Annotated in this window: 28 protein-coding genes; 15 read left to right on the top strand and 13 right to left on the bottom strand. The window is 67.9% G+C overall.

The features are described from left to right. Positions 1-38: 38 nt before the first annotated feature. The 3 genes from Q9Q79_RS17195 to Q9Q79_RS17185 all read right to left on the bottom strand — a co-directional run bounded on the left by Q9Q79_RS17195 (position 39) and on the right by Q9Q79_RS17185 (position 2,539). On the bottom strand, positions 39-875 hold the full coding sequence (locus tag Q9Q79_RS17195) for a thiol:disulfide interchange protein DsbA/DsbL (protein ID WP_049396488.1): 837 nt from the start codon (positions 873-875) through the stop codon (positions 39-41). Positions 876-981: 106 nt separating this feature from the next. After that, positions 982-1,632 carry a thiol:disulfide interchange protein DsbA/DsbL gene (locus tag Q9Q79_RS17190; protein ID WP_005411024.1) on the bottom strand — a complete coding sequence of 217 codons (651 nt, stop codon included), beginning with the start codon at positions 1,630-1,632 and terminating at the stop codon, positions 982-984. A 106-nt stretch (positions 1,633-1,738) separates the two neighbouring features. After that, on the bottom strand, positions 1,739-2,539 hold the full coding sequence (locus tag Q9Q79_RS17185; protein WP_005411023.1) for a c-type cytochrome: 801 nt from the start codon (positions 2,537-2,539) through the stop codon (positions 1,739-1,741). 156 nt (positions 2,540-2,695) lie between these two features. Between Q9Q79_RS17185 and yihA the strand changes: the two genes are divergently transcribed. After that, positions 2,696-3,298, top strand: coding sequence for a ribosome biogenesis GTP-binding protein YihA/YsxC (gene yihA, locus Q9Q79_RS17180; RefSeq protein ID WP_005411022.1), 603 nt, complete (start codon positions 2,696-2,698; stop codon positions 3,296-3,298). A 72-nt stretch (positions 3,299-3,370) separates the two neighbouring features. Here yihA and Q9Q79_RS17175 read toward each other — a convergent pair whose 3' ends face one another. From Q9Q79_RS17175 to Q9Q79_RS17165, 3 genes are all read right to left on the bottom strand, one after another. Beyond that, positions 3,371-4,342 (bottom strand): MBL fold metallo-hydrolase, encoded by a 972-nt coding sequence (locus tag Q9Q79_RS17175; protein ID WP_049402420.1) that lies wholly within the window; start codon positions 4,340-4,342, stop codon positions 3,371-3,373. Between the two features lie 642 nt (positions 4,343-4,984). Then, positions 4,985-5,809 carry a helix-turn-helix transcriptional regulator gene (locus Q9Q79_RS17170; RefSeq protein WP_201862503.1) on the bottom strand — a complete coding sequence of 275 codons (825 nt, stop codon included), beginning with the start codon at positions 5,807-5,809 and terminating at the stop codon, positions 4,985-4,987. After that, complete coding sequence (locus tag Q9Q79_RS17165) at positions 5,806-6,510, bottom strand: VIT family protein (protein ID WP_062605649.1); 705 nt, start codon at positions 6,508-6,510, stop codon at positions 5,806-5,808. The genes Q9Q79_RS17170 and Q9Q79_RS17165 overlap by 4 nt, the downstream gene beginning before the upstream one ends. A gap of 152 nt (positions 6,511-6,662) precedes the next feature. On the opposite strand from Q9Q79_RS17165, the gene Q9Q79_RS17160 reads away from it, so the two are divergent. Continuing rightward, positions 6,663-8,027, top strand: a complete 1,365-nt coding sequence (locus Q9Q79_RS17160; RefSeq protein ID WP_005414465.1) for a glutamate--cysteine ligase — start codon at positions 6,663-6,665, stop codon at positions 8,025-8,027. A gap of 120 nt (positions 8,028-8,147) precedes the next feature. Here the strand turns inward: Q9Q79_RS17160 and Q9Q79_RS17155 are convergent, their stop codons facing one another. Further along, a complete protein-coding gene (locus tag Q9Q79_RS17155; RefSeq protein WP_024956059.1) occupies positions 8,148-9,206 on the bottom strand; it encodes an NAD(P)-dependent alcohol dehydrogenase in 1,059 nt (352 codons plus the stop codon). A gap of 107 nt (positions 9,207-9,313) precedes the next feature. On the opposite strand from Q9Q79_RS17155, the gene Q9Q79_RS17150 reads away from it, so the two are divergent. Next, positions 9,314-10,198: a LysR family transcriptional regulator gene (locus tag Q9Q79_RS17150; protein ID WP_005411016.1), complete on the top strand. Its 885-nt coding sequence runs from the start codon at positions 9,314-9,316 to the stop codon at positions 10,196-10,198. A gap of 152 nt (positions 10,199-10,350) precedes the next feature. Here Q9Q79_RS17150 and Q9Q79_RS17145 read toward each other — a convergent pair whose 3' ends face one another. Next, a complete protein-coding gene (locus Q9Q79_RS17145) occupies positions 10,351-11,013 on the bottom strand; it encodes a TetR/AcrR family transcriptional regulator (protein WP_111117771.1) in 663 nt (220 codons plus the stop codon). Between the two features lie 76 nt (positions 11,014-11,089). Between Q9Q79_RS17145 and Q9Q79_RS17140 the strand changes: the two genes are divergently transcribed. Then, positions 11,090-11,785: a hydrolase gene (locus tag Q9Q79_RS17140; protein ID WP_201862505.1), complete on the top strand. Its 696-nt coding sequence runs from the start codon at positions 11,090-11,092 to the stop codon at positions 11,783-11,785. Positions 11,786-11,797: 12 nt separating this feature from the next. Here Q9Q79_RS17140 and Q9Q79_RS17135 read toward each other — a convergent pair whose 3' ends face one another. Beyond that, positions 11,798-12,214: a VOC family protein gene (locus Q9Q79_RS17135; RefSeq protein ID WP_043034099.1), complete on the bottom strand. Its 417-nt coding sequence runs from the start codon at positions 12,212-12,214 to the stop codon at positions 11,798-11,800. 114 nt (positions 12,215-12,328) lie between these two features. On the opposite strand from Q9Q79_RS17135, the gene Q9Q79_RS17130 reads away from it, so the two are divergent. Further along, positions 12,329-13,006: an SMI1/KNR4 family protein gene (locus Q9Q79_RS17130; RefSeq protein WP_043034024.1), complete on the top strand. Its 678-nt coding sequence runs from the start codon at positions 12,329-12,331 to the stop codon at positions 13,004-13,006. A 101-nt stretch (positions 13,007-13,107) separates the two neighbouring features. Here Q9Q79_RS17130 and Q9Q79_RS17125 read toward each other — a convergent pair whose 3' ends face one another. Then, on the bottom strand, positions 13,108-14,211 hold the full coding sequence (locus Q9Q79_RS17125; protein ID WP_049433583.1) for an alkene reductase: 1,104 nt from the start codon (positions 14,209-14,211) through the stop codon (positions 13,108-13,110). 129 nt (positions 14,212-14,340) lie between these two features. Between Q9Q79_RS17125 and Q9Q79_RS17120 the strand changes: the two genes are divergently transcribed. The 6 genes from Q9Q79_RS17120 to Q9Q79_RS17095 all read left to right on the top strand — a co-directional run bounded on the left by Q9Q79_RS17120 (position 14,341) and on the right by Q9Q79_RS17095 (position 19,657). After that, positions 14,341-15,246 carry a LysR family transcriptional regulator gene (locus tag Q9Q79_RS17120; RefSeq protein WP_005414458.1) on the top strand — a complete coding sequence of 302 codons (906 nt, stop codon included), beginning with the start codon at positions 14,341-14,343 and terminating at the stop codon, positions 15,244-15,246. 70 nt (positions 15,247-15,316) lie between these two features. Continuing rightward, the gene (gene frmR / locus Q9Q79_RS17115; protein WP_005411009.1) at positions 15,317-15,592 is read left to right on the top strand and encodes a formaldehyde-responsive transcriptional repressor FrmR; all 276 of its coding nucleotides are present in this window, start codon (positions 15,317-15,319) and stop codon (positions 15,590-15,592) included. Between the two features lie 59 nt (positions 15,593-15,651). Next, a complete protein-coding gene (locus Q9Q79_RS17110; protein WP_005411008.1) occupies positions 15,652-16,761 on the top strand; it encodes an S-(hydroxymethyl)glutathione dehydrogenase/class III alcohol dehydrogenase in 1,110 nt (369 codons plus the stop codon). Positions 16,762-16,769: 8 nt separating this feature from the next. After that, entirely contained in the window at positions 16,770-17,129 is a 360-nt protein-coding gene (locus Q9Q79_RS17105; RefSeq protein WP_111197342.1) for a YqcC family protein, read from the top strand. A 63-nt stretch (positions 17,130-17,192) separates the two neighbouring features. Next, positions 17,193-18,023 carry an S-formylglutathione hydrolase gene (gene fghA, locus Q9Q79_RS17100; RefSeq protein ID WP_049459665.1) on the top strand — a complete coding sequence of 277 codons (831 nt, stop codon included), beginning with the start codon at positions 17,193-17,195 and terminating at the stop codon, positions 18,021-18,023. Between the two features lie 188 nt (positions 18,024-18,211). Next, positions 18,212-19,657, top strand: coding sequence for a GGDEF domain-containing protein (locus tag Q9Q79_RS17095; protein ID WP_099474242.1), 1,446 nt, complete (start codon positions 18,212-18,214; stop codon positions 19,655-19,657). A gap of 39 nt (positions 19,658-19,696) precedes the next feature. Here the strand turns inward: Q9Q79_RS17095 and Q9Q79_RS17090 are convergent, their stop codons facing one another. Beyond that, entirely contained in the window at positions 19,697-20,167 is a 471-nt protein-coding gene (locus Q9Q79_RS17090; RefSeq protein ID WP_005411004.1) for a hypothetical protein, read from the bottom strand. A 5-nt stretch (positions 20,168-20,172) separates the two neighbouring features. Continuing rightward, entirely contained in the window at positions 20,173-20,619 is a 447-nt protein-coding gene (locus Q9Q79_RS17085) for a universal stress protein (protein WP_005411003.1), read from the bottom strand. Between the two features lie 141 nt (positions 20,620-20,760). On the opposite strand from Q9Q79_RS17085, the gene Q9Q79_RS17080 reads away from it, so the two are divergent. From Q9Q79_RS17080 to Q9Q79_RS17065, 4 genes are all read left to right on the top strand, one after another. Then, complete coding sequence (locus Q9Q79_RS17080) at positions 20,761-21,678, top strand: LysR family transcriptional regulator (protein WP_043034033.1); 918 nt, start codon at positions 20,761-20,763, stop codon at positions 21,676-21,678. A 153-nt stretch (positions 21,679-21,831) separates the two neighbouring features. Beyond that, entirely contained in the window at positions 21,832-23,361 is a 1,530-nt protein-coding gene (locus Q9Q79_RS17075) for an MFS transporter (protein WP_033835214.1), read from the top strand. A gap of 21 nt (positions 23,362-23,382) precedes the next feature. Continuing rightward, a complete protein-coding gene (locus Q9Q79_RS17070; RefSeq protein WP_201862507.1) occupies positions 23,383-24,465 on the top strand; it encodes an HlyD family secretion protein in 1,083 nt (360 codons plus the stop codon). Next, positions 24,462-25,874, top strand: coding sequence for an efflux transporter outer membrane subunit (locus tag Q9Q79_RS17065; RefSeq protein WP_201862509.1), 1,413 nt, complete (start codon positions 24,462-24,464; stop codon positions 25,872-25,874). Before Q9Q79_RS17070 ends, Q9Q79_RS17065 begins: the two co-directional genes overlap by 4 nt. Before the next feature lie 112 nt (positions 25,875-25,986). Here Q9Q79_RS17065 and Q9Q79_RS17060 read toward each other — a convergent pair whose 3' ends face one another. Continuing rightward, positions 25,987-26,325, bottom strand: coding sequence for a hypothetical protein (locus tag Q9Q79_RS17060; RefSeq protein ID WP_201862511.1), 339 nt, complete (start codon positions 26,323-26,325; stop codon positions 25,987-25,989). Positions 26,326-26,389 lie beyond the last annotated feature (64 nt).

The following is a 26,389-nucleotide window of genomic DNA, read 5'->3' as shown; positions in this document are numbered from 1 at the left end:
ACGGGGGGAATTCACGGCCGGGAAACGCTTCTCTTGGATCAGTGAGCCTGGGCCGCACCGCGTTCGCGGGCGATCAGGTGGTCGGCGATGCGCAGCATGTCCGGGAAGCTCTTGCCCTTCACCAGGTACTTGCCGTTGACGATGATCGATGGGGTGCCGCTGATCTGGCTGCGCTGCGCGAACTGCTTGGCCGAGTTGGTCTTGGCATTCACCGCGAAGCTGCCCATGGTGGCGGCGAACTGCTTCGGATCCACGCCGTAGGCACCGTAGAACTTGGCGATGTCTTCGACCGAATCACGGCCGCGCTCGCCCTTCAGGGTCTTCTGCGAGTGGATGGCGGCGTACAGCGCTTCGTGGGTCTTCTCCTGCACGCCCAGGGTCTGCGCGGCGTAGAAGGCACGGGCGTAGTCATCCCAGGTGCCGCCGAACATGGCCGGCACGTAGACGAAGTTCACGTCGCTCGGCAGGCCGGCCTTCCACGGGCCGACCAGCGGCTGGAATGCGGCGCAGGCCGGGCAGACGTAGCCGAAGATCTCGGTCACTTCGATCTTGCCGGTGGCCGGCTGGAACGGCTGGCCGTTCGGGATCACCTGGTAGTCGGCACCTTCCACCGGGGCCGGGCCGGTCAGTGCGGCGGTGGTCGGGGCCGGTGCGGTGGCCGGAGCAGTTTCGGCCGGGGCCTTCTCGCCTTCAGGGGCAGCCGGCGCGGCGCCTTCGCTGCCCGCCGCCGGCGCAGCAGCCGGTTCGGTGGTGGCTGCCGGTGCTGCAGCCGGTTCGGCCGGGGCCGCAGTGGTGTTGGTGCTGCCGTCATCAGCCTTGCAGGCAGCCAGGATCGGCAGCAGCGCTGCGAGGGCGAGGGCGTAACGGATCTTCATGGAAACGTCTCCAGCATCTGGAATGGTGGGGCCGGCGCCAGGCGCCGGCCAGAGGGAAATGATGACATGCGGCGGCGACAGCGCCGTGTCGGTGGTGTGTGTTGGTTCAGCGGCCGCGGGCAGCGCGGGCCTGGGCGATCAGCGCCGAGGCGATGCGCAGCTGGTCGTCGAAGCTGTTGCCACGCACCAGGTACTGGCCGTTGATGATCAGCGCCGGGGTCCCCGGGATCCTGGTGCGCTGGGCGAACGCGCGCGCGGCATCGACCTTCTTCTGTACGGCGTCGCCGCGCAGGGCCTGGAGGTAACGGTCCGGGGTCACGCCATACGCCTTGTAGAAGGTGGCTAGCTCATCGGCCGAGACGTTCTGCATCGGCAGCGATCCCTGCTCGTGCAGGGCCTTGAACACGGCAGCGTGGCTGCGCTTGGCCACGCCGACCTCGTCGGCGGCGTAGTAGGCCAGTGCCCAGGCATCCCAGGCGCCACCGAAGGCAGCCGGGACCGGGGTGAAGCGCACGTCGGCCGGCAGCTTGGCCGCCCAGGCTTCCAGCTGCGGTTCGAAGTGGGCGCAATGCGGGCAGGTGTAGCCGAAGACCTCGACCACCTCGATCTTGCCGGCCAGCGGCTGGAACGGGCCCGGCTGGGCGATGCGCTCGTAGTCTTTGCCCTCGACCAGCGGGGCATTGGCGGGGGTAGCGGCGCAGGCTGCCAGCGGCAGCAGCACCAGCACGGACAACAGCAGGCGGGAAATCAACCTCATCGACACGCATCTCCGTTGAAAAAAGCAACGCCGGCGCGGTCGCCGGCGTGAAGGAAACATACCGCAGGCGCGGGCCGTGGTGGCGGCCCGGGCCGACCAGTGGTGGTCAGGGGGCGGCAGCCGGTTGCGCCGACGGGGGGGCAGTGGCCACATCGTCGGCCTTGTTGTGCAGGCCCTGCAGGTAGCTCGACAGCGCCTGCACCTCCTGCTCGCTCAGCTTCTGCGCGACTGTCGCCATGATCTGGAAGTGGGCCTTGTCGGTCTCGTTGGTCTGGCCGGCCTGGTATTCCTGCAGGCGGCGCGCGACATAGCTGGCGTGCTGACCACCGATGTGCGGATAGGCCGGACCCGGATTACCGGCACCGCTGGGGCCGTGGCACGCCATGCAGGCCGGCAGGCCGCGCTTGGCGTCGCCGCCACGGTACAGCTGCTGGCCGATCTCGTAGAACTTCATGCCCTTGTACGGGCCGTCGGTGACTGCCGTGTCATCGGCGATGCCGGCGGTGGCCTTCTGCGTGGCGAAGAACGCGCCGATGTCGCGCATGTCCTGCGGGGTGAGATTCTGCACGAACGGCACCATCGCCACCGCCGCACCGGAGCTGCGCTGCCCATTGGCGATCAGGGCCATCTGCTGGGCGACGTAGCGTTCGCTCTGGCCGGCGATGGACGGGTACATCTCCACCGTGGAATTGCCGTCGGCGCCATGGCAGGCCGCGCAGGCCGAGGCCTTGGTCTGGCCGGCCTTGGCATCGCCCCAGTGGGTCTTGCTGAAATCCACCTCCAGCGAGGCGGTGTTGATCGGCCCGTTGTCGGGCAGCGGGGTCAACGTGGTCTGCGCGAACGCAGCAGCGGCAACGACTACAGCAGTGGCAAGGGCGGATACGGCAAGAACGCGAGCGTGGCGCATGCTGAAGCTCCGTATGGACCGGGCCGGGCGGTGGCCGCCGGCATCGCCCGGATTATCAACGCCGTTTCCGCGCACGGTCAACGCAGCAGTGCAGCAAAATGCCCGCAGGGGCCGCCGGCACGGGCGCGCGGCGCCGCAACATGCGATCCTAGGCACATGTCATTGCTCATCGAACGCGCCCGTTACCACCTTTCGGCCCACAACGTGCGGCAGCTGCCGCCCGACGAAGGGGCCGAAGTGGCCTTCGCCGGCCGCTCCAACGCCGGCAAGTCCAGTGCGCTCAACGCGCTGACCCGCCAGAACGCCCTGGCCCGTGTCTCCAAGACCCCTGGCCGTACCCAGCAGCTGGTGTTCTTCCAGGTCACCCCGGAAGCGCATCTGGTCGACCTGCCAGGTTATGGCTATGCAAAGGTGCCGCTGGACCTGCAGGCGCACTGGCAGGCCTTCATCGACAAGTATTTCCGCACCCGCGAAGCCCTGAAGGGGCTGGTGGTGGTGATGGACATCCGCCATCCGCTGAAGGACTACGACCGGCAGATGCTGTCCTACGCCGTGCAGCGCGGCCTGCCGGCGCACGCCCTGCTGACCAAGGCCGACAAGCTCAGCCGCAGCCAGCAGATGCAGTCCCTGCAGAAGGTGCGCAAGGAACTGCAATCGGCCTACGGCGACAGCGTCAGCGTGCAGGTGTTCTCCGGCGAAGACCGTACCGGCGTGGACGAGGCCCGTGGCGTGATCGGCGGCTGGCTGGGGCTGGAGTAAGGCATTTCCGGTCGCCCGGCTGGCAGCCGGGCGCTACCCGATCGGTGGGTGCCGACCTTGGTCGGCACACCCTTACAACGGCGAATACTCCGCCGGCACCCACGCATAGGCCTTGCCCTCGCCACGCACATGGCCCAGGCCGGGGAAGGGCAGGTGCGCACCGGCTACCCACCAGCCGTTGGCGGTGGCCTGCTGCAGCAGCCCGCGACGGCTGGCGATGGCCGCTGTGCGGTCCGAATCGGCCTCGAATGCCGCCTCCGGGTGCGCGAACTGCACCGCATGGAAGTGCAGCACATCACCCCATACCAGCAGTGACTGGCCCTGGCTGTCGAACCGGTAAGAGACATGGCCGGGCGTATGGCCATGGGTGTCCATCGCCACCGCGCCGCCGGGCAGGGCGTCGCCGGGGCTGAAGGTGCGCAGGTGGCCGCTGGCCTGGTATGGCGCGACCGCATTGCGTGCCAGCGGAAAGGCGAAGCGCACGCCCTTCGGCGCGGTGGCCTCGCTGGCTGGGTTAAGCCAGTAATCGGCATCCGCCTTGGACAGCCACACCGTGGCATTGGGATAGGCCGGCTTGCCCTGCGCGTCGAGTACGCCGCACAGGTGGTCCGGATGGGCGTGGGTCAGCAGCACCTCATCCACCTCGGCCGGGTCCACGCCGGAGGCGCGCAGATTGCCCAGCACCTGGCCCAGGCCGGGGCCGAAGCACTGCGCGGTGCCGGTGTCGACCAGGGTCAGGTGGTTGCCCTGGCGGATCAGGAACGCATTGATCGCGGTCTGCAGGCCCTTCTTGTCTTCCGGCACATAACGGCCTTCCAGCAGGCGGCTGACCAGCGTCGGCGGCACGTCCACCACTTCCTGCCGGCCGAGCGCGACCACGCCGTCGAACAGGGCGGTGACCTGCAGCGCACCGATGCGCTGGTGATAGACACCAGGCACCTGCTGGGTGGGGGCGGGCGAAGTGGCCTCGGCCAGCGCGACCAGCGGCAGGGACGACAGGGCCAGCAGCAGGGCGCCGCGCAGCGGCAGGGGACGCAGGGTCATGGCGGTTCTCGGTGGATGACGGGCGGTTCCGTTGTGCCCAGAGTGCCGTGGCCGGCGTGTGCGCGGCGCTCAAACCACTGCGCGGAATGCTCAGGGAAGGGGTGTTGTCTGCAGGGCTGCGCCCTGCACCCGCTACGAGCCAGGGCAACGGCCGAAGCAACAGCAACAGCGACAGCGGGCTATCCGTGGGATGGCGGGGTGGGTCCGGTTGCGGGAGACGCCGTAAACCCGTCCATGGGGGCTTGGCCGCGGCATCCATGCCGCGGACACTCCCGCAACCGGACCCACCCCGCCTTCGACAGTTTTCCGCGATCTGTCAGCTCGTGGGGTCAGATCCGTTTTCCGCAGGAAAACGGATCTGACCCCAGAGTTTCATTCGATATCTGACAGATGTGTCGACCAAGGTCGACACCTACCAACAGTCGCGAAGATCTGTCAGAGGTGGGGCGGTGTGGGTGGGCAGGACCGTTGGCGCCATGGATGGCGCCATCGAGCCCCCATGGATGGGTTTACGGCGTGTCCTGCCCACCCACACCGCCCCGCCATCCCACGGAATGCCGCTCTGGCTCTGGCTCTGGCTTTGGCCGTTGCCGTTGCCGTTGCATTGAGCAGGTGCAGGGCTGCAAGCCCTGCCGAACCCCCTCAAATGTCTGTGGGAGCCAGTCCGTACTGCTCGGCGAAGCGCTTGCTGAAACTCGCCGCAGACCGGTAGCCCGCGCGCGCTGCCACGGTCTTCAACGGCAGGTCCGTGGTGTAGAGCAGCTGCATGCCATGCGCCAGCCGTGCCTCGGTGAGCAGCTGGCGCAGGCTGGTGTCCTCGGCGGCAAGACGGCGGCGCAGTGTCGCGCCGCTCAACGCGAACTGTTCTTCCACATCGCGCGATTGCCAGTCGCGTGCTGGTTCGGCGGCGATGCGGTCGCGGATCTGTTCGCCCAGGCTCGGTGCCTGCGGCAGCAGCAGGTTGCCGTGGCCCTGCCGGCACAAGGTCAGTACCAGCGAGGCCAGGGCCAGCCGCGCTTCGCTGTAACGACCGCCCTGCAGCGATTGCCGCCACTGGCGCAGCACCGCGCCATGATCGATCAACGGCAGTCGCGCCATCACCTGGCCTGGCGCGGGAAGCTCCTCGCTCCACAGCGTGCGAGCGGCCGCCAGCACTTCGGCACACAGCGGCACGATGGCGCTGAGGTAGCGGCCACTGCGTGGGTCGGGGGTGTTGACTACATCGATGCGGCAGCGCTGGGTCAGCAGCAGGATGTCGCCGGGGATGAACTCCAGCGACTGGTGCGCGGTACGCACCTGCTTGCGGCCTTCCAGCAGGATCGCGAACTGCGGTTGCGGAATCTCCACCGAGCTGGCGCCATGTTCGCGCCGCGCGGTGATGCACGCATAACCTTCGGCGCGTGCGCAGCCGGCCAGACTGGCCATCTCGGCCAGCAGTGCGGTAACTGGCGGCAGCATGCCGGTCATGTCACCGGGGCGCCGAACAGGCGACCGACGCCTGCAGCGGCGGCCATTGCCAGTGCACCCCAGAACATCACCCGGATCGCGCCGCGTACCGGCGGGGCGCCGCCGGCCTGGGCTGCCACCGCGCCGGTCAGGCACAGGCCGAGCAGGGTACTGGCCGTGGTCATCAGTGCGACCTTGTCGACCGGCGCCAGCAGGGCGGTCAGCACTGGCAGCGCCGCACCGCAGGTGAACGCACCGGCCGAGGCCAGCGCTGCCTGCAGCGGGCGGGCGCGCAGGGTATCGGTGATGCCCAGTTCGTCGCGGGCGTGGGCACCCAGCGCATCGTGGGCGGTGAGCTGTTCGGCCACCTGCCGCGCCAGCGCAGGCTCCAGGCCGCGGTGGCGGTAGATCGCGGCCAGCTCCTCCAGTTCGCTGTGCGGATCGTCGCGCAGCTCGCGCTTTTCCATTGCCAGGTCGGCCGCTTCGGTGTCGGCCTGGGTCTGCACCGAGACATATTCGCCCGCCGCCATCGACATCGCGCCGGCCACGGTACCTGCCACGCCGGTGGCCAGGATGGTCGCAGCCGAGGCGCCGCTGGCGGCCACGCCGACCACCAGGCCAGCCACCGAGACGATGCCATCGTTGGCGCCCAGCACGGCGGCTCGCAGCCAGCCGACGCGCTCGGAGCGATGCAGTTCGGGGTGTCGTGAATGGCGGCTCATGGCTCTGAGTGTACGAGGGTCAAGAGGGCGTCGGTAGGATGCTGAAACCCGTCACCGTCGCATGACGCAACGGGGTGCCACGCTATAGTGCGCCCTTGCGATGGAAGGCCGCGAGCCCCACATCCCCCGCCACCGTCCAGCGAGCCTTTCCCTTGTCGAGCCCCAGCCACGTCGCCGATACCCCCATTACCGACCGCTCGCAGCTGGTGGAGGTGATCGCCTCCGGCGAGAAGCCCCGCGCGCAGTGGCGCATCGGCACCGAGCACGAGAAGTTCGGGTTCCGCCTGGATGACCTGCGCCCGCCGACCTTCGAAGGCGAGCGCGGCATCGAAGCGCTGCTCAACGGCCTGGTCCGCTTCGGCTGGGAGCCGGTGCAGGAGAATGGCAACACGATCGCCCTGCTGCGCGATGGCGCCTCGGTGACGCTGGAACCGGCCGGTCAGCTGGAACTGTCCGGTGCGGCGCTGGAGACCATCCACCAGACCTGCGTGGAGACCGGCACCCACCTCAACGAAGTGGCACAGGTGGCCGGCGAACTGCAGCTGGGTTTCCTCGGCATGGGCTTCCAGCCGAAGTGGAAGCGCGACGAGATGCCCTGGATGCCCAAGGGCCGCTACAAGATCATGCGTTCGTACATGCCCAAGGTCGGTTCGCTCGGCCTGGACATGATGACCCGCACCTGCACGGTACAGGTGAACCTGGACTACGCCACCGAAGCGGACATGGTGAAGAAGTTCCGCGTATCGCTGGCGCTGCAGCCGATCGCCACCGCGCTGTTCGCCGATTCGCCGTTCACCGAAGGCAAGCCCAACGGCTACCTGAGCTACCGCTCGCACATCTGGACCGACACCGACGCTGACCGCACCGGCATGCTCGACTTCGTGTTCGAGGATGGCTTCGGTTACGAGCGCTATGTCGATTACCTGCTCGACGTGCCGATGTATTTCTCCTACCGCGATGGCATCTACCACGACGCCAGCGGGCAGAGCTTCCGCGATTTCATGCAGGCCAGGCTGCCGGTGCTGCCGGGCGCGCTGCCGACGCTGCGCGACTGGTCGGACCACATGACCACCGCGTTCCCGGAAGTGCGCCTGAAGAAGTACCTGGAAATGCGCGGCGCCGATGGTGGTCCGTGGAGCCGCCTGTGTGCGCTGCCGGCATTCTGGGTCGGCCTGCTGTACGACGACGCTGCGCTGGACGCTGCGTGGGACCTGGTGCGTGACTTCACCCTGGCCGAGCGCCATGCACTGCGCGACGGCGTGCCGAAGCATGCGATGAGCCTGCCGTTCCGCAATGGCACGGTGCGCGACCTGGCCCGCGAAGCCGTGAAGATTTCCGTCGAAGGCCTCAAGCGCCGCGCGGCGCGCAATGCCGACGGCCAGGACGAGAGCAAGTTCCTGGACGTGCTGCAGGAGATCGTCGAATCCGGGCTGACCCCGGCCGAGCGCAAGCTGGCGCTGTTCCATGGCCGCTGGCACGGCGACGTCGATCCGGTGTTCCGCGAGTTCGCGTACTGAGTGGATTGCGGTAGTGCCGGCCGCTGGCCGGCAGCCAGGCGGGGGCGCCGGCCAGCGGCCGGCACTACCAGAAAAAACCCCGGCATTGCCGGGGTTTTTCTTTTTCGCATCTGCCCTGGATCAGGCCGCGTTCTTCATCGTCGCCATGTCGATCACGAAGCGGTAGCGCACATCGTTCTTCGCCATGCGTTCCCAGGCCTCGTTGACGTTCTTGATGTCGATCATCTCCACATCGCTGACGATGCCGTGCTCGGCACAGAAGTCCATCATTTCCTGGGTTTCAGCCATGCCGCCGATCGCCGAGCCGGTCAGGTGCTTGCGGCCGAAGATCACGCTGCCACCGGTCAACGGCGGGTCCAGTTCGGTCAGCACGCCGACCAGGCACATGGTGGCTTCACGCTTGAGCAGGCCCATGTACGGGTTGGTGTCATGGCCAACAGGGATGGTGTTGAGCAGGAAGTCGAAGCTGCCCGCGTGCGCCTTCATCTGCGCGGCATCGCGCGAGACCAGCACCTCATCGGCGCCCAGGCGCTTGGCGTCGGCACCCTTTTCCGGCGTGGTGGTGATCATCACCACGTGCGCGCCGAGCGCCTTGGCGAACTTCACGCCCATGTGGCCGAGGCCACCGAGGCCGATCACGCCGACCTTCTGGCCCGGGCCGACCTTCCAGTGGCGCAGCGGCGACCAGGTGGTGATGCCGGCGCACAGCAGCGGGGCGGCGGCCTTCAGGTCGAGGGTGTCGGACACCTTCACCACGAAGCGCTGTTCGACCACCACGTGGTCGGAATAGCCGCCGTAGGTCGGCGCGCCGCTTTCGCGTTCACGGCCGTTGTAGGTCCAGGTCGCGCCCTCTGCGCAGTACTGCTCCAGGTCGTGCTCGCAGGCATCGCAGTGGCGGCAGGAGTCGACCATGCAGCCGACGCCGGCGTGGTCGCCGACCTTGAAGCGGGTGACGTTGCTGCCGACCTCGGTCACGCGGCCGATGATCTCGTGGCCCGGCACCATCGGGTAGATCGAGCCACCCCAGTCGTCGCGGGCCTGGTGCAGGTCGGAGTGGCAGATGCCGCTGTAGAGGATCTCGATGCGCACATCGTCCGGGCCGACCGCGCGGCGCTCGAACTCGAAGGGCACCAGCGGGTCGGTATGGGAGTGGGCGGCGTAACCACGGGCGAGGGACATGGGGAATCCTTGGCAGGGTTTGTCGAAAGGCGTTTTACAATACGCCCCGTACCCAGCCGCAAGAAGCACGGATATCGGCATGATTCATCAAGTGAAACTGCACAATCATGGCCACTGACAATCTCACCCACCTGGCCGCGTTCGCGGCGGTCGCCCGTCACCGCAGCTTCCGCCGTGCCGGCGCCGAGCTGGCGCTGTCGACCTCGGCGGTGAGCTATGCGATCCGCGCGCTGGAGGAACGCTTGGGCGTTGGCCTGTTCCATCGCACCACCCGCAGCGTGGCCCTGACCGAGGCCGGGCAACGCCTGCTGGAACGCCTGCAGCCCGCGCTGGGCCAGGTGAATGACGCGCTGGAGGAGATGAACCAGTTCCGCGCCGCGCCGGCGGGCCTGCTGCGTATCAATGCTACCCGCGCCGCAGTGCCGACCCAGTTGGGGCCACGGCTGGCGCGCTTCCTGCACGCCCATCCCGACGTGCGGGTGGAGCTGACCGAGAACGATGGCCTGGTCGATATCGTTGCCGAAGGCTACGACGCCGGCGTGCGCCTGCACGAGTTCGTACCCGAGGACATGGTGGCGGTGCCGATGGGCCCACCGCTGCGTGGCTTGATTGTCGGCTCGCCGGACTACCTGCGGCGGCGGCCGGCGCCACAGCATCCGCGCGACCTGGCCACACACGAATGCATCCGCTTCCGCTTCGCCAGCGGGCATCTGTACAAGTGGCAGTTCGAGCGCGGTGGGCAGGCGCTGGAGATCGATGTACCGGGGCGGCTGACGCTGTGCGAGCAGGGCACCGTGGTCAGAGCGGTACTCGATGGCATCGGCCTGGCCTATGTGCTGGAAGACACCGCCCGCCCGTACATCGAATCCGGCCAGATGGTGGCAGTGCTGGAAGACTGGAGCGAACCGTTCGCCGGCTTCGCGCTGTACTACCCGAAGCAGCGGCAGATGCCCGGTGCGTTGCGCGCGTTCGTGGATATGCTGCGCGAGTGAGTTGCGATGGATGATGTGGTGCCGACCAACGGTCGGCACTCACCGGGGAAGGCCATTGCCGACCAACGGTCGGCACCCACCGGGGCAGGCCATTGCCGACCAACGAATCGGGACCGGCCGGTAGATCCACGCCACGCGTGGATGGAGCAACCTTACGGCGCCTGCAACACCGGCGCCAACAACGCCACGCAGTCGCGCAGGTGCACGTCCACCGGCGCATCCTCGGCCACCACACCGATCACGCGTTCGCGCAGCGGCTCGGCCACGGCCATCGCCAGCAGCAATCGCGCCATGCGAACAGGATCTCCCTCGCGCAGCAGCCCACGCTGTTGCTGGCGCGCCAGCCAGTCGGCCAGCAGCGCACGGCCGCGTTCGATGCCGTTGTCCAGATAGGCCTGCAGCAGCGCGTCCTTGCCGGGAAAGTCGGTGGCCAGCAGGCGGAATACCTGCACCGCCTGCGCCGACAGCGCCTGCGCGCACACCGCGTGCAGGATGTCCTGCAGCAACGGCACGACCTCTTGGGCATTGCGCGCATCGCGCTGCAGTTGTGGCGCGAAGCCGTCGGTCCACTCACGCACCGCCAACCCAACCAGTTCCTCGCGATTGCTGGCGTGGCGGTAGACGGTCTTCTTCGCCACCCCGGCGTGCGCCGCCACCGCTTCGATGGTGGTGGCCTCGTAGCCCTGCGCCAGCAGCAGTTCCAGCGTGGCCTGCAGCACGGCGTGGCGGACTTCGGCTTCCGGCCGCGCAGGGCGGCCGCGGCGGCGGGTTGGTGGAGGTGGCTCGGGCAGGGTGGTGCTGTTCATTGCGCCCATCTTACCGCATCCGGTCAATTGCGAAACGAATAGCGTTTCCGTATTGTCGGGACTCCCAACACCGCAGGAGACCCCGATGGATACCGCTGTGAATGCCCGCGCCTGGCTGGACCACCACGATCTGCTCGACCCGGCACCGATGCGCCTGGAAACCGGCATCCAGCGCCGCGAAGACGGCACCCTGCTGGTGGCGGTGCGTACCGATCTGCACGGCTGCAAGGGCCGTATGCTGGACTGGTGGTTCACCTTCTTCGAGACCACCCAGCACATCCGCTGGTGGCATCCGGTCGATCATGTCGAGCATCGCGGCTGGGACGAGGCCTGGCAGCGCGGACGCAGCTACCACGGTGCCAGCATCCATGCGGTGGAATCGCTGGCCGACATTCCGCCGGTGGCGGCGCGCTTGAAGTTCCATGACCCGCGCACGTTGCTGGTGCCCGAGCGCCTGCAGGCGGCACAGGATGCAGGCGATGTATCGGCGGTGATCGCCGCGCGCATCGGCTTCGGCGACCAGGTCCGCCTGGATGCAAACGCTGACCCCTGCGACGGGCAGATGCTGCACGTCGCACGCGATACGCCGTTTGGCTGTGTGCTGCGCAGCCGCTTCGTGCTCGGCCTGGACAGCACCGATCCGCACCGCGATGCCGGCGATGCGGTCGGCCTGGGCCTGCTCAAGCACTGCTACACGGAGTTCAGTTTCCTCTCGCGCCTGCTGCCGTCGCTGTACTACGGTGAGCGCGCCAACGGCGAAGCGGTGCCGTTGCCGTGGTGAGCGGTGCAGCGGTCATTCGACCAGTGCGTCGTAGCCTTCGCCGCTGAACTGGATCAGGCAGAAGCCGTGGCCGAACGGATCGGCCAGCACGGCGATGTGCCCCCAGCGACGCTCGCGTATGGATTGCTCGAGCGTCGCTCCGGCTGCGACTGCACGTACCAGCGCGGCTTCGATGTCATCCACCACCCAATCCAGGTGCAGCGGCGTCCAATGGCGCTCGTAGTCGCGCACGTCGCCGTCTTCGGTGGCGGCGCTGCCGGCGTCGTTGTGCAGCAGGTAGAGCGGCGTTGGCCCACCGAGCAGCTCCACGGCGCCCGGGCCGAGACGGCGGCCGATGCGCAGGCCGAAGGCCCGGATGTAGAAGTCTTCGGCGGCGGCCAGGTCGGGCACGTCGAGGTTGACGATGAAGCTGTGGGCAGTGGGGTTCATGGCAGCGATGGGCGGCATCCGGTGGTCGCAGTCTAGTCCTGCCGCGTGCTGCGGCCGGTTCATCTCCTGCGCGGATTCGGGCAAGCTGGGCGGTCTCCATCGACAAGGACATCCATGAGCGCGCTATCCGGCATCGAGCAGGCCACCGGCCAGTCCTTCCCGCCCCTGTTCAAGCAGCTGCATGCAGCGGATCGGTTGAGTTGGGGTGCCCCACATCCGGAATGGTCCGAGGTGGTATTCCCGACGCTGCAGGCGGATCCGCCGGTGCTGCTGTATGCCCAGGACTATGAGCCGTTGGAACACGATGAACTGCTCGAGGCGTGGCAGGAGCTGACCGCGGAGGATCATTACAATCCCCTGCGCACTGACCTGCAGTTGCTGCCCTTTGCGCGGACCGGCGGCGGCGACAGCTACTGCTTCTGGAGCAACGCGCCCGGCTTTGCCGAGCCCCCCGTCGTGCTGGCGTGGCATGACGATGATCGTGCCGATGTGCTGGCCGCCAGCTATCAGGATTTCCTGTTCCGCAAGATGGTCGAAGCCGTTGCTGACTACCAGGGGCCGTACACGCTGCTGTCGCACGGCGAGCTGGCCAGCAACCTGCGGCGCTGGCTGCAGAGCCACCAGCCGTTCCTGCGCGATGACCAGTACGCAGCCCTGCAGCGGCTGTTCGCCCGCGTTGACGATATCGCTGAAGGAAACATCAGCGACGAGGATGCACAGGCCATCGTCGCTGAGGTGATCGGCTTCGAGCGGTTGGACGAGTCGTTCGCCTACGTGCGCGAGGACGCCTGAAGGCCGGGGTCGGATCCGCGCGCAGCGTGGCTCTGACGCCTTGTGCGCCGAACAGGGGTCAGAGCCCTTTCCGTTGGAAAGGGCTCCGACCCCGTGGGGGATCAGCCCGCGGCCGGGTAGTCGAGGTAGCCTGCTTCGCCGCCACCGTAATAGGTGCTGCGGTCGGGCGTGGCCAACGCGATGTTGCGCTGCAGGCGTTCGACCAGATCCGGGTTGGCGATGAACGGCTGGCCGAACGCGGCCAGGTCGATGGTGCCCGCTTCGACCAGCTGCAGGGCGCGTTCGCGGGTCATGCCACCTGCCAGGATGACGGTGCCACCGTAGGCCTGCCTGAACTGCCGCAGAAACGCCTCGCCCAGCACCGACCGGCCCGCCTGCAGGTTGTCGTTGAGGTGCACGTAGGCCAGCCCACGCTTGCCCAGTTCCTCGGCCAGGTACAGATAGGTGGCTTCGTTGTCGGGGTAGAACGGCATGTCGAAGGTGAGGTTGTTCGGTGCCAGGCGCACGCCGATGCGATGCGCACCGATACGCTGCGCCATCGCATCGACGGTTTCCAGGATCAAGCGCGCACGATTGGGCAGCGAGCCGCCGTAGCGATCATCACGCTGGTTGATGAGCGGGTTGAGGAACTGCTCGAACAGGTAACCGTTGGCGGCATGCAGTTCGATGCCGTCGAAGCCGGCCGCAATGGCGTTGTCTGCCCCGCGCACGAAGTCGTCGACGATACCGGGGATCTCCGCAGTCTCCAGTGCACGTGCCGGAGTGGGATCGGCGTGGCCGCGGCTGCCATCGTCCAGGTACACGAACGAGGTGTTCTTCGGTGCGCTGGCCACCGGGCGGGTACCGGCGCTGACCGGTTGCCCACCGCCGGGCTGCAGCGAGGAATGCGACATGCGGCCGACGTGCCAGAGCTGGGCGAAGATCGTGCCCTGTGCGGCATGCACCGCCTCGGTGACACGCTTCCACCCGGCCACCTGCTCGGCCGACCAGATGCCCGGCACGTCGATGTAGCCCTGGCCCTGCGGCGAGACAGGCGTGCCTTCGCTGATGATCAGGCCGGCGCTGGCGCGCTGCCGGTAGTACTGCGCGGTGAGTTCGTTGGCGACCGCTCCGGGGTTGCGGGCACGGGTCATCGGCGCCATCGCGATGCGGTTGCGCAGGGAAGTGCCTGCAAGGTCGAAGGGGCGGAACAGGGCGGCGGTCATGTCGGTCATCTCGATGCGGGGGAAGGCGCCAGCGGCGCGATGCACACAGGATGGAGTTGACATGCGGGCGCATAAAGCGCTTCGATCTCCCTGGGTGCGGGACTATTTGTCCCCAATGGAGCGCGAACGATGCTGCCGCTGGAATCGTTGAATGGCCTGGTCACGTTCGTCACCACGGCCCGCTCAGGCAGCTTCACCGAGGCCGCCGACGCGCTGGGCATCTCGCGCTCGGCGGTGGGCAAGGCCATCGCCCGGCTGGAAGCGCGGCTGGGGGTGCGCCTGTTCCACCGCACCACGCGGCGCATCGCGCTGACCACCGATGGCGAGGCGTACTACGCATCGTGCGCGGCGGCGCTGGAAGAAATCTCCGCCGCCGAGGCCTGCCTGGGTTCGGCCGGCCTGCCCAGCGGGCGGCTGCGCATCGACATGCCATCCTCGTTCGGGCGCCTGGTGGTGCTGCCGGTGCTGTTGCGGCTGTGCCGGCAGTACCCGGACCTGCAGTTGACGATGACCTTCACCGATCATTTCGTCGATCCCGTCGAGGAAGGCATCGACCTGCTGATCCGCTTCGGCGGGCTGCACCAGGCCGAGCATCTGGTGGCGCGGCGGCTGGGGCGTCAGCGACTGGTCACCTGCGCATCGCCGGAGTACCTGCAGGCGCACGGCGTGCCACGCACGGTGGAGGAACTGGCGCAGCACCGCAGCATTGTTGGCTTCCGCCACGGGCAACCGGTGTGGTGGCGGATCGGTAGCGAGGAGGACGAAGGGACATTCATCCCGAATGCGCCGTATCAACTCAATGACGGCGACGCGGTGATCGAGGCGGCCATCGCCGGGCTTGGTATCTGCCAGATGCCGGTTTCACTGGTACGCCGTCACCTGGATTCCGGCGCGCTGCGGTCGGTGCTGGATGCGCACATGCAACGGCACATCGATATCCACGCGCTGTGGCCACCGACGCGCCACCTGCGGCCCAAGGTGCGCTACGTGGTGGATGAACTGACCCGGTTGGCGGGTGAGGGATTGTTCGATTGAGCCGGCCAGGATTGAGTTCGTGACTTCGGCTTGTATACTATCCCCCAGTATAGTTCCGAGGTGGCCCGCCATGCCGCACTCCCCCGAAGAGAAGAAAAAGGTCCTGGCCCGCGTGCGCCGCATCCGCGGCCAGTGCGATGCGCTGGACCGCGCGCTGGAAGCCGGCGCCGACTGCGGGCCGGTGCTGCAGCAGATCGCCGCCATCCGTGGCGCGGTCAACGGCCTGATGTCCGAGGTGATGGAGGCTCATCTGCGCGAGGAGTTCGGGCAACCCGCAGCCTCCGATGAACAACGCGCCGAACGCGTGCGCGATATGAGCGCGTTGATCCGCTCGTACCTGAAGTAAACGACGGCGCAACATGGCGCCGCCCATCCTGTCATTGCCTGTCTCTGGAGAATCCACCCATGAAATCCCGTGCCGCCGTCGCCTTTGGTCCCGGCCAGCCGCTGCAGATCGTCGAGATCGACGTCGCCCCGCCGAAGGCAGGCGAGGTGCTGGTGAAGATCACCCATACCGGTGTCTGCCACACCGATGCGTTCACCCTGTCCGGCGATGACCCGGAAGGCCTGTTCCCGGTGGTGCTGGGCCATGAAGGTGCCGGCATCGTGGTGGAGGTCGGCGAGGGCGTGACCAGCGTCAAGCCCGGCGACCACGTGATTCCGCTGTACACCGCCGAGTGCGGCGAGTGCCTGTTCTGCAAGAGCGGCAAGACCAACCTGTGCGTGGCCGTGCGCGCCACCCAGGGCAAGGGTGTGATGCCCGATGGCACCAGCCGCTTCAGCTACAACGGCGAGCCGCTGTACCACTACATGGGCTGCTCGACCTTCAGCGAGTACACCGTCGTTGCCGAGGTCTCGCTGGCGAAGATCAACCCGGACGCCAACCCGGAGCACGTCTGCCTGCTCGGCTGTGGCGTCACCACCGGCATTGGCGCGGTGCACAACACCGCCAAGGTGCAGGAAGGCGACAGCGTGGCCGTGTTCGGCCTCGGTGGCATCGGCCTGGCGGTGATCCAGGGTGCACGCCAGGCCAAGGCCGGCCGCATCATCGCGGTGGACACCAACCCGTCCAAGTTCGAGCTGGCGCGCGAATTCGGTGCCACCGACTGCATCAATCCGAAGGATTTCGACAAGCCGATCCAGCAGGTCATCGTTGAAATGACCACCTGGGGCGTGGACCACAGCTTCGAGTGCATCGGCAACGTCAACGTGATGCGCGCGGCGCTGGAATGCGCGCACCGTGGCTGGGGCCAGAGCGTGGTGATCGGCGTGGCCGGTTCGGGCCAGGAGATCTCCACCCGTCCGTTCCAGTTGGTGACCGGACGCAAGTGGATGGGCACCGCCTTCGGCGGCGTGAAGGGCCGCAGCCAGCTGCCGGGCATGGTCGAGGATGCGATGAAGGGCGATATCGAACTGGCTCCGTTCGTCACCCACACCATGGACCTGGACAAGATCAACGACGCCTTCGACCTGATGCATGAAGGCAAGTCGATCCGTTCGGTGGTCCACTACTGAGCCGCGTCATGGGCTGGTTCGATGCCCTGCGCCGGCCGCGTGCGGAAGACCCGCGCGCGGCCCTGGTGGTGCCGATCGAGCAGGCGTTGCGTGCGCTGGGCTGGGTCGACGGCGAGGTGGGACCACCGCGTGCGGTGACTTCGGCCTTCGGCAGCGACGATGGCATGCCGTTCGAGCAGTGGCTTGCGCAGGTATTCCTGCCGCGCCTGCACGAAGCCCGCGCCGACGGCCAGTGGCCACCACGCAGCGACGTGGCGGTGGCGGCGTATCGCAACCTGGACGGCCAGCCTGGCGTCGAATCGTTGCTGCGCCTGCTGGCGCAGCTGGATGAACTGATCAACCAAGGCATCCACGCCGGGCGTGGATAAGCCGACCAAGGTCGGCATCTACCAGAAGCACGCGTGCGCTGACGCGCCGCGCAGGAGAGCACCATGGAACGCATTGAACACCGCGCCTGTTTCGGCGGCTGGCAGGACGTCTACCGCCATCATTCGACCACGCTGGGCTGCGACATGCAGTTCGCCGTGTACCTGCCACCGCAGGCGGAAACACAGAAGCTGCCGGTGCTGTACTGGCTGAGCGGCCTGACCTGCACCGAGCAGAATTTCATCACCAAGGCCGGCGCGCAGCGTTATGCGGCCGAGCACGGTGTGATCATCGTCGCGCCCGACACCAGCCCGCGCGGTGATGACGTAGCCGATGCCGAGGGCTACGACCTGGGCAAGGGGGCAGGGTTCTACCTCAATGCCACCCGCGCACCGTGGGCGAAGCACTACCGCATGCATGACTACGTGGCGCAGGAGCTGCCGGCGCTGATCGAGGCGAACTTCGCGGTGACCAACGCGCGCGCGATCAGTGGCCATTCGATGGGCGGCCATGGCGCGCTGGTGATCGCGCTGCGTAACCCCGGGCGCTATCGCAGCGTGTCGGCGTTTTCGCCGATCGTCGCGCCCAGCCACGTGCCGTGGGGGCAGAAGGCCTTCCATGCCTATCTGGGCGACAACCCGGCCGACTGGGCGCAATGGGATGCCTGCGAGCTGATCGCTATGGCTGACGAGCGCCTGCCGCTGCTGGTCGACCAGGGCGAGGCGGACGAGTTCCTGCAGACCCAGTTGCAGCCGCAGCGCCTGCAGCAGGCCTGCGACGCCGCCGGCCATCCGCTGACCCTGCGCCTGCAGCCCGGCTACGACCACAGCTACTACTTCATCGCCAGCTTCATCGGCGAGCACATCGCCCACCACGCCCGCGCCCTGCAGGGCTGAGGGCTTTCCGGTAGCGCCGGCCGCTGGCCGGCAACCTGCAGCCCTGTGATTCATTGGGTTTGCCGGCCAGCGGCCGGCACTACCATCGCGGTGCACTCGGAGTGTCGTTTTGCCGCAGTGGATCACGCCGCTGTGGCGTGCCGGCGCGCTATCGTGCGCGTAGACGGCCTTGCGGATCGGGGGGATGCATGCCGGTAGTGCTGGCGCTGCTGTATGTGCTGTGCCATGGCCTGGTGCTGGCCCTGTGGCCTGGCCCCGCCGGGGTAGGCTCCTTCGTTTTCCTGACCGGCGCACCGCTGCTGGCCGCCGCCGCGTGCCTGGTGCGGGCGCAACGTGACCGCGCCGCTCTGGGCTGGCGTTCTACCGCGATGGCACTGCTGCTGTGGGCCGGCGGCATGACGTTCAACATGGTGGATGCGCTGGGTGCCGGCCGGGCTGACTTCACCCCACGCGTCAGCCTGTTGTTGTACGTGCTGTATGGCGTGCCCCTGGTGTTCATCCTGGCGCGGGCACGCCGCGAGCGCCTGAGCATCAGCCTGATCGACGCGGCGATGGCGGCGCTGCTGGGTGTGCTGTTCTTCGTGCACACCGCATCGTTCGCCGCCCGTGTCGAGGTCGACGCCCATGCGATGTCCAACATGCAGCGCATGTTCGACATCCAGAACCTGTGTATCGCCGCGTTCGCCGTGGTGCGATGGCTGGCCGGCGACGTGCCCGAACGGCGCAGGTTCTTCCGCGCACTGGCGCTGTACGCGATGGCCTATCTGCTGGTGGCCTACTACATCAACCATTACACGTCCGACGATGCATTCGGTGCGTTCAACGATCTGCTGATTGACATACCTTTCCTGCTGATCGCCTGCCTGGCGCTGGACACGGCGCCGGACGCAGGCACAACGCCGCACCCGCGGCTGGCGAGGACGGTGCAGGCCGCCGGTCCGATCATCCTGCCATTGCTGCTGCTGGTGGTCGGCACGCTGGTGGTCGATCATGCGCGGCCGTTGGCCGTTGCCGGCTTCGTCGTAGCCACCCTTGGCTTCGGCCTGCGCAGCGTCCTGCTGCAGACCGATCTTCTGGAACGCCAGGCAGCACTGGATCAACTGGCGCGGCAGGATGGCCTGACCGGCGTGGCCAACCGCCGCGAGTTCGACGCACGGCTGACGTCCGAGTGGAATCGCGCACGGCGCAGCGGCACCGAGCTGGGCCTGCTGCTGGTGGATATCGACCACTTCAAGGCCTTCAACGACCAGCACGGCCATCCGGCCGGTGATCGTTGCCTGCAGGCGGTGGCCGGGGTGCTGAAGGCCATAGCCGGTCGCGGTGGTGACAGCGTTGCGCGTTATGGCGGTGAAGAGTTCGCCGTCATCGTGCCCGGAAGCCCGTTGTCGGGCGTGCTGGCGCTGGCCGAGCGGCTGCGCGAAGCGGTCGAAGCGCTGCCCTTGCCGGAAGGCCCGGTCAGCATCAGCGTCGGCGTGGGTTACCTGCATCCGCCGGCTCTGGCCAGTGCCGATCAGTTGCTGGCAGACGCCGATGCCGGCCTGTATGCCGCCAAGCGGGCTGGCCGCAACCAGGTGATCCTGCATGCGCATGTGCTGGACGACGAGGGCAGCACGCACGGAACGATGGACTGCTGAGCAGCTCTCTGCATGCGATCACACGGGGGGCGCGACGGCTTATCGCTGCCGCAACCAGCCGGTCGGATCGAGCAGCCTCAGCCCGACCGGTGACAATGAGCGTTGCCGCAACGGCAGGTTTGCCGCCTGCACGGCCATCGCACAGCGTGCCAGTTGCCGGCGCAACGGTGCCAGCGTGTCGTCTTCGCGGGGCCGCGCATGCCGCCATTGTGCGATGCGCAGCAGGCAGACCAGCAGGTCCAGTTCGCTGGCGGCAATGAAGGGAGAGCCGGCCGGCAGCAGATCGATCGGAGCGGCGGGGGTGGCCAGCAGCGGCAGCAGGCCGATGAAGGCGTCGCATCCCTCCTGGCCAAGCCCGAGTCCGCTCAGCTGGGCAAGGCCATCGGCCTGCAGATCGGGGTCGCGCAGCTGCCGTATCGCGCCCAGCAGCGCCTGTTCGCCGCGGCCGAACTGTCGACCGAAGGCGCGGTAGTTGACCCGGGTGGGAAACAACGGGGAACGGGAGGCCATGGTGGCTAGGGCTGTGGGTCGCGGGTTTCCACCAGTACCGGACAGGGCGCGTGGTCGATGGTCCATTGCCCGATCGAGGGTTCGAACAGGCGTTCCAGCCGGGACAGGTGGCGGTGGCCGATGACGATCAGGTCGCACTTCAGGCGCCGGGCCTGCTCGCTGATCACTTCGCCAGGGTCACCGGAGGGAATCTGCGCGATGGCGTCAATGCCGCGTTCGCGCAGCTCGGCCAGGGCTTCGGCCAGCACCGCTTCGGCCCGCGAGCGCTGGCGGGCGGCTTCCGGGTACTCGATGCGGTCGGCTTCGCTGGCATCGGCCGCCAGCGCGAATTCGGGGTCGAGCACGCACAGCAGGTGCAGGCGGCTGTGGGGGCCGGCGATGGCGGCGGCCAGGTCGAGCACGCGTGCGTGCTGGGGGCCACCATCCAGGGCGACCAGCAGGGTATTGAACATGGATGTCTCCTTGGCAGGCCGGGGATGGTCGCCGATGTCACCGCGCGCACCCATGCCGTGCGCGGCAGTCAATGAATGCGTCGAACGCAATCCACCGTGGTTGCAAGTGCCGTAAAGTCATCTGATTTACTGGAGACTGTCATGCCCCTGCCGGACCTGAACCTGTTGCTGGCACTGGACGTGCTGATTGACGAATGCAGCGTGGCCGCCGCCGCGCGCCGGATGAACCTGAGCGCGCCGGCGATGAGCCGTACCCTGGGCCGGATCCGCAACGCGCTGGGCGACCCGGTGCTGGTGCGTGCCGGCCGCGGTCTGGCGCCCACGCCCCGCGCCCTGCAGCTGCGCGAGCAGGTCCGCGATGTGATCGAGCAGGCCCACCGCGTCTTCAACGCCGGTCGTGAAGTGGACATGCGCGTGCTCGAGCGGACCTTCAGCGTGCGTGCCAATGATGTGTTCGTCGGGGGGTTCGGCGGACGCCTGCGCGAGCTGTTCCGCCAGCAGGCGCCGCGCGCAGTGCTGCGCTTCGTGCCCGAAGGCGATACCGATGACGATGCGATGGCGCAGGGCCGGATCGACCTGTACATCAGCACGGCCGGCAAGCATGCGCCCGATACCAAGGTGCAGAACCTGTTCAGTACCTCGTTCATGGGCGCCGCGCGCGAAGATCATCCCTTGTTCGATGAGGAGATCAGCGCCGAGCGTTTTGCCGCCTGCGACCACATCGCGGTGTCGCGCCGCGGCTTGCCGCGTGGTCCGATCGACGATGATCTGGCCGCGCTGGGCCTGCAGCGGCGGGTGGCGCTGATCAGCCCGACCTTCCACGGCGCGATCTTCGCGGCGGCCGAATCGGACCTGATCCTGCCGCAGATGCCGAGCGTGATGCTGGAGCGGATCGTCAGCATGCGCCTGCCGCTGCGCCTGTTCCCGCTGCCGATCCCGGTGCGGACCGCCGCCATCGTGCAGGCCTGGCATCCACGCCTGGACAACGACGCCGCCCACCAGTGGCTGCGGCGGTCGATCAAGACCATGTGCGAAAGCGCAGGGGAGGCCCCGCGCTGACATCTGCATGCGTGCGCCTGGCGCACGCCTGGGATGCGGGTTGCGCCATTTTTCGCAGGGTACCGGCTCCCTAGACTGCGCTCCCCGGAGTTTCACTGAGCGCATTCCAATGACCCCCAACATGCCGTGCACCGCACGGATAGGTGCCCGGCGATGAGTACGCCGGCCGCCGCTGTCCCGGCCGCCGCAGCGCCCCGTCCTGCCGCCGCCCCCGGGCTCGATCGCCGCATTCTGGTCGGCCTGTGTGGCGTGCTGCTGGCGGTGCTGGTGTCGGGCTTCAACGAGAACATCACCAAGGTCGCCCTGGCCGACATCCGTGGCGCGATGGGTTTCAGCGTCGACGACGGCAGCTGGGTCGTCGCCCTCTACAGCGCGATGTCGGTCAGCGCGATGGCCTTCGCACCGTGGTGTGCCGCCACCTTCTCGCTGCGCCGCTTCGCATTGGCGATGATCGGTGGCTTCATGGTGCTGGGCGTGCTGTGCCCGCTTGCCCCGAACCTGCAGGTGTTCCTGCTGCTGCGCGCGCTGCAGGGTCTGTGCGGTGGCGCGCTGCCGCCGCTGCTGATGAGCGTGGCGCTGCGCTTCCTGCCCCCGGGCATCAAGCTGTATGGCCTGGCCGGCTACGCGCTGACGGCGACGTTCGGCCCAAGCATGGGCACGCCGCTGGCCGCGTTCTGGGTCGAGCAGGTGGGCTGGCACTGGGCGTTCTGGCAGATCGTGCCGTACTGCCTGGCCGCCATGGCGATGGTCGGCTGGGGCCTGCCTCAGGACCCGCTGCGGCTGGAACGCTTCGCCCAGTTCGATGGCGTCGGCCTGCTGCTGGGCCTGCCGGCGCTGGTGCTGCTGGTGCTGGGCCTGGTGCAGGGCCCGCGCCTGAACTGGTTCGACTCGCCGATGATCACGCTGATGATCGGTGGCGGTGCCGGCCTGATGGTGCTGTTCATGATCAATGAATGGTTCCATCCGCTGCCGTTCTTCAAGCTGCAGCTGCTGGCCAACCGCAATCTCAGCTACTCGCTGGTGACGCTGGGCGGCGTGCTGTTCGTGCTGCTGGCAGTGATCTCGATCCCGTCCGGGTTCCTGGCCAGCGTGCAGGGCTACCGGCCGCTGCAGACCGCACCGATGCTGCTGTGGGTGGCGCTGCCGCAGGTGATCGCGCTGCCGCTGGTGGCGGCGCTGCTGAACATCCGCGCGGTGGACTGCCGCTGGGTGCAGGCCACGGGCCTGGCGATGCTGGCGCTGGCCTGCTGGCTGGGCTCGCACCTGGACGTGGCCTGGATCCGCGACAACTTCCTGTGGGTGCAGCTGCTGCAGGTGTTCGCGCAACCGATGGCGGTGCTGCCGCTGCTGATGCTGGCCACCGGCGGCCTGGCGCCGCAGGACGGCCCGTTCGCCTCGGCCTGGTTCAACACGGTCAAGGGCTTCGCTGCCGTGCTCGCTGGCGGCGTGCTGGATGCCGTCGCCCAGGGCCGCCGTCATTTCCATTCCACCGTGCTGGTCGATCGCCTTGGCGAGCAACCGTGGCTGGCCGATGGCCCGCAGCTGGGCGCGCGCCTGCATGCACAGGTACAGGCGCTGACTTCGGCCGACCTGTACTGGGTGGTCGCACTGGTGGCGCTGGCCTTCATTCCCCTCATTGCCTGGATGCCCACCCGCATCCATCCGCCACGTGCCGTGGCCTGAACCTTTCGCAGGAACCCCCTCATGACGATCAATCGAACCACCCTCAACACTGGCCTGGGCCTGGGCGTGCTGGCCCTGGCCGTCGGCGCGTGGCTGCTGCTGCGCGATGGCGGCCACCAGACCACCAACAATGCGTACGTGGTGGCCGACTACACCCTGGTAGCGCCGAAGATTCCCGGCTTCGTCAGTGCCGTGGAAGTCGAGGACAACCAGTCGGTGAAGGCCGGTGATGTGCTGGCCCGCATCGACGACCGCGACTACCAGGTCGCCCTGCAGGCGGCCCGTGCCGACCTCGCCAATGCCCGTGCACAGCTGGCCAATGCGCAGGCCGCACTGGCCCAGCAGGACTCGTTGATCGCGCAGGCCAGGGCCAGTGTCGATGTCAGCCGTTCCGAACTGACCCTGGCCAGTGCCGACCAGCAGCGTTACCGCGAACTGGCCCGTGACGGCGCCGGTACCGTGCAGAACGCGCAGCAGGCGCAGTCGAAGCAGGCCGTGGCCAGTGCGCATCTGCAGCAGGGCCAGGCCGCGCTGTCGACCGCACGCCAGCGCACCGACATCCTCAGCGCGGGCGTGCAGGCTGCACAGGCGGCGGTGCAACGCGCGGAAGCGGCGCAGGCACGCGCCGAACTGGATCTGTCGCACACCGTGCTGCGCGCACCGATCGATGGCATGGTCGGTCGCCGCGCGGTGCGCGTAGGTGCCTACCTGACGCCAGGTACGCCGGTGGCTGCGGTGGTGCCGCTGAAGCGCGCCTTCGTGGTCGCCAACTTCCAGGAAACGCAGATGACCCGCATGCAGGCCGGCCAGCAGGTCGAACTGAAGGTGGACGTATTCCCGGGCAAGCCGCTGCGCGGGCACATCGACAGCATCGCGCCGGCCACCGGCGTCACCTTCGCCGCCGTCGCACCGGAGAACGCCACCGGCAACTTCACCAAGGTGGTGCAGCGCATTCCGGTGAAGATCGTGCTGGAACCGGGCCAGCCGCTGCTGGACCAGCTGCGTGCCGGCATGTCGGTGGAAGCCCGCGTTGACCTGGGCAGCCGCGCACGCGCGCAGAGCGTGCAGCACAGTCCGGGCCATGCGGCCGGGGAGGGCGCATGAGCGCAGTCATCGTGTTCCGCACCTTCGTTGCGGCCAGCCTGTGCACAGCCCTGGCTGCCTGCACGATGGGGCCGGACTTCGTACGCCCGCAGGCGGAACTGCCCAGCCACTGGCAGGGTGAGGCCGTCGCCGGTAATGCCATCGACCAGGACGCGGCCTGGTGGGCCGGTTTCGACGATCCGCTGCTGGGGCAGCTGGCCAACCAGGTGCTGGCGGCCAACCTGGACCTGCAGCTGGCCGCCAACCGCGTGCAGCAGAGCCGTGCCGCACGCGGCATCACCGCCGCCGATCGCCTGCCCAGCGTCAGCGCGAGCGCCAGTGGCGTGCGTGCACGCAACAGCGAGGTGGGCCTGAATGATCCGTCCGGCAACGGCGGCCGTGATGACTACGAGCTGTTCCAGGCCGGCATCGGCCTGAGCTGGGAGCTGGACCTGTGGGGCCGCGTGCGCCGTCAGGTGGAAGCCGCCGATGCGCGTGTGCAGATGGCCGAGGAGGACGCACATGCAGTGCGCATCGCGCTGCTGGCGGAAACCGCGCGTGATTATCTGCAGCTGCGTGCAACGCGGCAGTTGCTGGCGATCACCGAGGACAACCTCAGCATCGCTCTCGACATCAAGCGCCTGACCGAGGCACGCCAGCAGCAGGGCGTTGCCAGTACGCTGCAGGTGTCCAGCGCGTCCGCGCAGGTGGCATCGCTGCAGGCACGCATCGCGCCGCTGCGGCACCGTGAGTCGCAGCTGCGCAATGCACTGGCGTTTCTGCTGGCGCAGCCTCCGCAGGCATTGGATACGCAGCTTCAGAATGCACGCCGTGACTGGCCCGCACTGCCGGCCGTGGCGGTGGGACTGCCCAGCGAACTGGCCGAGCGTCGCCCGGACATCCGTCGTGCCGAAGCGGCGTTGCATGCCGCAACGGCCGGCATCGGCGTGGCCAAGGCCAGTTTCCTGCCGCGCATCACCTTGAATGGCGACGCTGGCTTCCAGGCCAAGCAGCTGGATGATCTGGATGGCTGGAACGCACACCGCTTCAGCATCGGGCCGTCGATCAGCCTGCCGATCTTCCAGGGCGGCCGGCTGAAGGCCAATCTCGCGCTGAGCAGGCTGCAGCAGCAACAGTCGGCCCTGCAGTTCCGCCGTACCGTGCTGCAGGCATGGCACGAAGTGGATGACGCCATGGATGGCTACAGTGCCGAGCAGCAGCGCACGGTGCAGCTGCACGTGGCAGTGGATGAGAGCGAGACGGCACTGGGGGCGGCGCGCCGGCAGTATCAGGCCGGCGTGGTCGACATGCTGGACGTGCTGACCACCCAGCGCATCGCACTGGACAACCAGGCCGCGCTGGCCAACAGCCAGGCCACCGCCGCGATCGCGCGTGTAGAGCTGTACCGCGCGCTGGGCGGAGGCTGGTAGTGCCGGCCGCTGGCCGGCACCTTCATGGATGTTGCGGATGCCGGCCAGCGGCCGGCACTACCTCGCGTCGCGGTAGTTGCCAACCAAGGTTGGCAACTACCAGAGCAGGGCCTCAACGCACGTCGCGCAGTTCCCAGTGGCTGCCGGCCAGCAGGCGCAGGCGCTGCTTGAACACGTCGCTGTCGATGCGGGTGGTGGCCACCAGGTTGATGCGCAGATCCTTCTGCTCGCCGGTCACGGTGGCCTCCGGATCGGTTGCGCCCCACTGCACTTCCACTGCATCGGGATCGGGCTGCTTGGCCTTCCAGCGCTCGAACAGCGTGCCGCTGCGCAGGGCATCCTGCAGCTCTTCGGCGAAACCGGCGGCGCCCTGCGAGTGGAAGGACAGGTCAGGGTCATTGCCACGGGCCTTGGACGGGTCGGGCAGGCTGATGTGGTACTGCGCAGGCATGGAGTTCTCCTTGAAGTGCGGCAAGACTGGCACAACCGCAGTGGAATCGATGTGCAGATTCCGG

This window comes from Stenotrophomonas sp. a6 (genome assembly GCF_030913325.1).
GTDB classification, from domain to species: Bacteria; Pseudomonadota; Gammaproteobacteria; order Xanthomonadales; family Xanthomonadaceae; genus Stenotrophomonas; species Stenotrophomonas maltophilia.
The sequence above is the reverse complement of the archived record's forward strand: the minus strand, read 5'-3'. Positions and strand labels throughout refer to the sequence as shown.

Coding starts and splice junctions, on each gene's coding strand:
- Q9Q79_RS17120 (WP_005414458.1), top strand. CDS start 14,341: ATGCTGCCGCTGGAATCGTTGAATGGCCTGGTCACGTTCGTCACCACG.
- Q9Q79_RS17175 (WP_049402420.1), bottom strand. CDS start 4,342: ATGACCCTGCGTCCCCTGCCGCTGCGCGGCGCCCTGCTGCTGGCCCTG.
- Q9Q79_RS17145 (WP_111117771.1), bottom strand. CDS start 11,013: ATGGGCGCAATGAACAGCACCACCCTGCCCGAGCCACCTCCACCAACC.
- Q9Q79_RS17185 (WP_005411023.1), bottom strand. CDS start 2,539: ATGCGCCACGCTCGCGTTCTTGCCGTATCCGCCCTTGCCACTGCTGTA.
- Q9Q79_RS17125 (WP_049433583.1), bottom strand. CDS start 14,211: ATGACCGCCGCCCTGTTCCGCCCCTTCGACCTTGCAGGCACTTCCCTG.
- Q9Q79_RS17130 (WP_043034024.1), top strand. CDS start 12,329: ATGAGCGCGCTATCCGGCATCGAGCAGGCCACCGGCCAGTCCTTCCCG.
- Q9Q79_RS17190 (WP_005411024.1), bottom strand. CDS start 1,632: ATGAGGTTGATTTCCCGCCTGCTGTTGTCCGTGCTGGTGCTGCTGCCG.
- fghA (WP_049459665.1), top strand. CDS start 17,193: ATGGAACGCATTGAACACCGCGCCTGTTTCGGCGGCTGGCAGGACGTC.
- Q9Q79_RS17135 (WP_043034099.1), bottom strand. CDS start 12,214: ATGAACCCCACTGCCCACAGCTTCATCGTCAACCTCGACGTGCCCGAC.
- Q9Q79_RS17095 (WP_099474242.1), top strand. CDS start 18,212: ATGCCGGTAGTGCTGGCGCTGCTGTATGTGCTGTGCCATGGCCTGGTG.
- Q9Q79_RS17140 (WP_201862505.1), top strand. CDS start 11,090: ATGGATACCGCTGTGAATGCCCGCGCCTGGCTGGACCACCACGATCTG.
- Q9Q79_RS17150 (WP_005411016.1), top strand. CDS start 9,314: ATGGCCACTGACAATCTCACCCACCTGGCCGCGTTCGCGGCGGTCGCC.
- Q9Q79_RS17170 (WP_201862503.1), bottom strand. CDS start 5,809: ATGACCGGCATGCTGCCGCCAGTTACCGCACTGCTGGCCGAGATGGCC.
- Q9Q79_RS17155 (WP_024956059.1), bottom strand. CDS start 9,206: ATGTCCCTCGCCCGTGGTTACGCCGCCCACTCCCATACCGACCCGCTG.
- Q9Q79_RS17085 (WP_005411003.1), bottom strand. CDS start 20,619: ATGTTCAATACCCTGCTGGTCGCCCTGGATGGTGGCCCCCAGCACGCA.
- Q9Q79_RS17165 (WP_062605649.1), bottom strand. CDS start 6,510: ATGAGCCGCCATTCACGACACCCCGAACTGCATCGCTCCGAGCGCGTC.
- Q9Q79_RS17075 (WP_033835214.1), top strand. CDS start 21,832: ATGAGTACGCCGGCCGCCGCTGTCCCGGCCGCCGCAGCGCCCCGTCCT.
- Q9Q79_RS17060 (WP_201862511.1), bottom strand. CDS start 26,325: ATGCCTGCGCAGTACCACATCAGCCTGCCCGACCCGTCCAAGGCCCGT.
- Q9Q79_RS17090 (WP_005411004.1), bottom strand. CDS start 20,167: ATGGCCTCCCGTTCCCCGTTGTTTCCCACCCGGGTCAACTACCGCGCC.
- Q9Q79_RS17070 (WP_201862507.1), top strand. CDS start 23,383: ATGACGATCAATCGAACCACCCTCAACACTGGCCTGGGCCTGGGCGTG.
- Q9Q79_RS17195 (WP_049396488.1), bottom strand. CDS start 875: ATGAAGATCCGTTACGCCCTCGCCCTCGCAGCGCTGCTGCCGATCCTG.
- Q9Q79_RS17110 (WP_005411008.1), top strand. CDS start 15,652: ATGAAATCCCGTGCCGCCGTCGCCTTTGGTCCCGGCCAGCCGCTGCAG.
- Q9Q79_RS17080 (WP_043034033.1), top strand. CDS start 20,761: ATGCCCCTGCCGGACCTGAACCTGTTGCTGGCACTGGACGTGCTGATT.
- frmR (WP_005411009.1), top strand. CDS start 15,317: ATGCCGCACTCCCCCGAAGAGAAGAAAAAGGTCCTGGCCCGCGTGCGC.
- yihA (WP_005411022.1), top strand. CDS start 2,696: ATGTCATTGCTCATCGAACGCGCCCGTTACCACCTTTCGGCCCACAAC.
- Q9Q79_RS17105 (WP_111197342.1), top strand. CDS start 16,770: ATGGGCTGGTTCGATGCCCTGCGCCGGCCGCGTGCGGAAGACCCGCGC.
- Q9Q79_RS17065 (WP_201862509.1), top strand. CDS start 24,462: ATGAGCGCAGTCATCGTGTTCCGCACCTTCGTTGCGGCCAGCCTGTGC.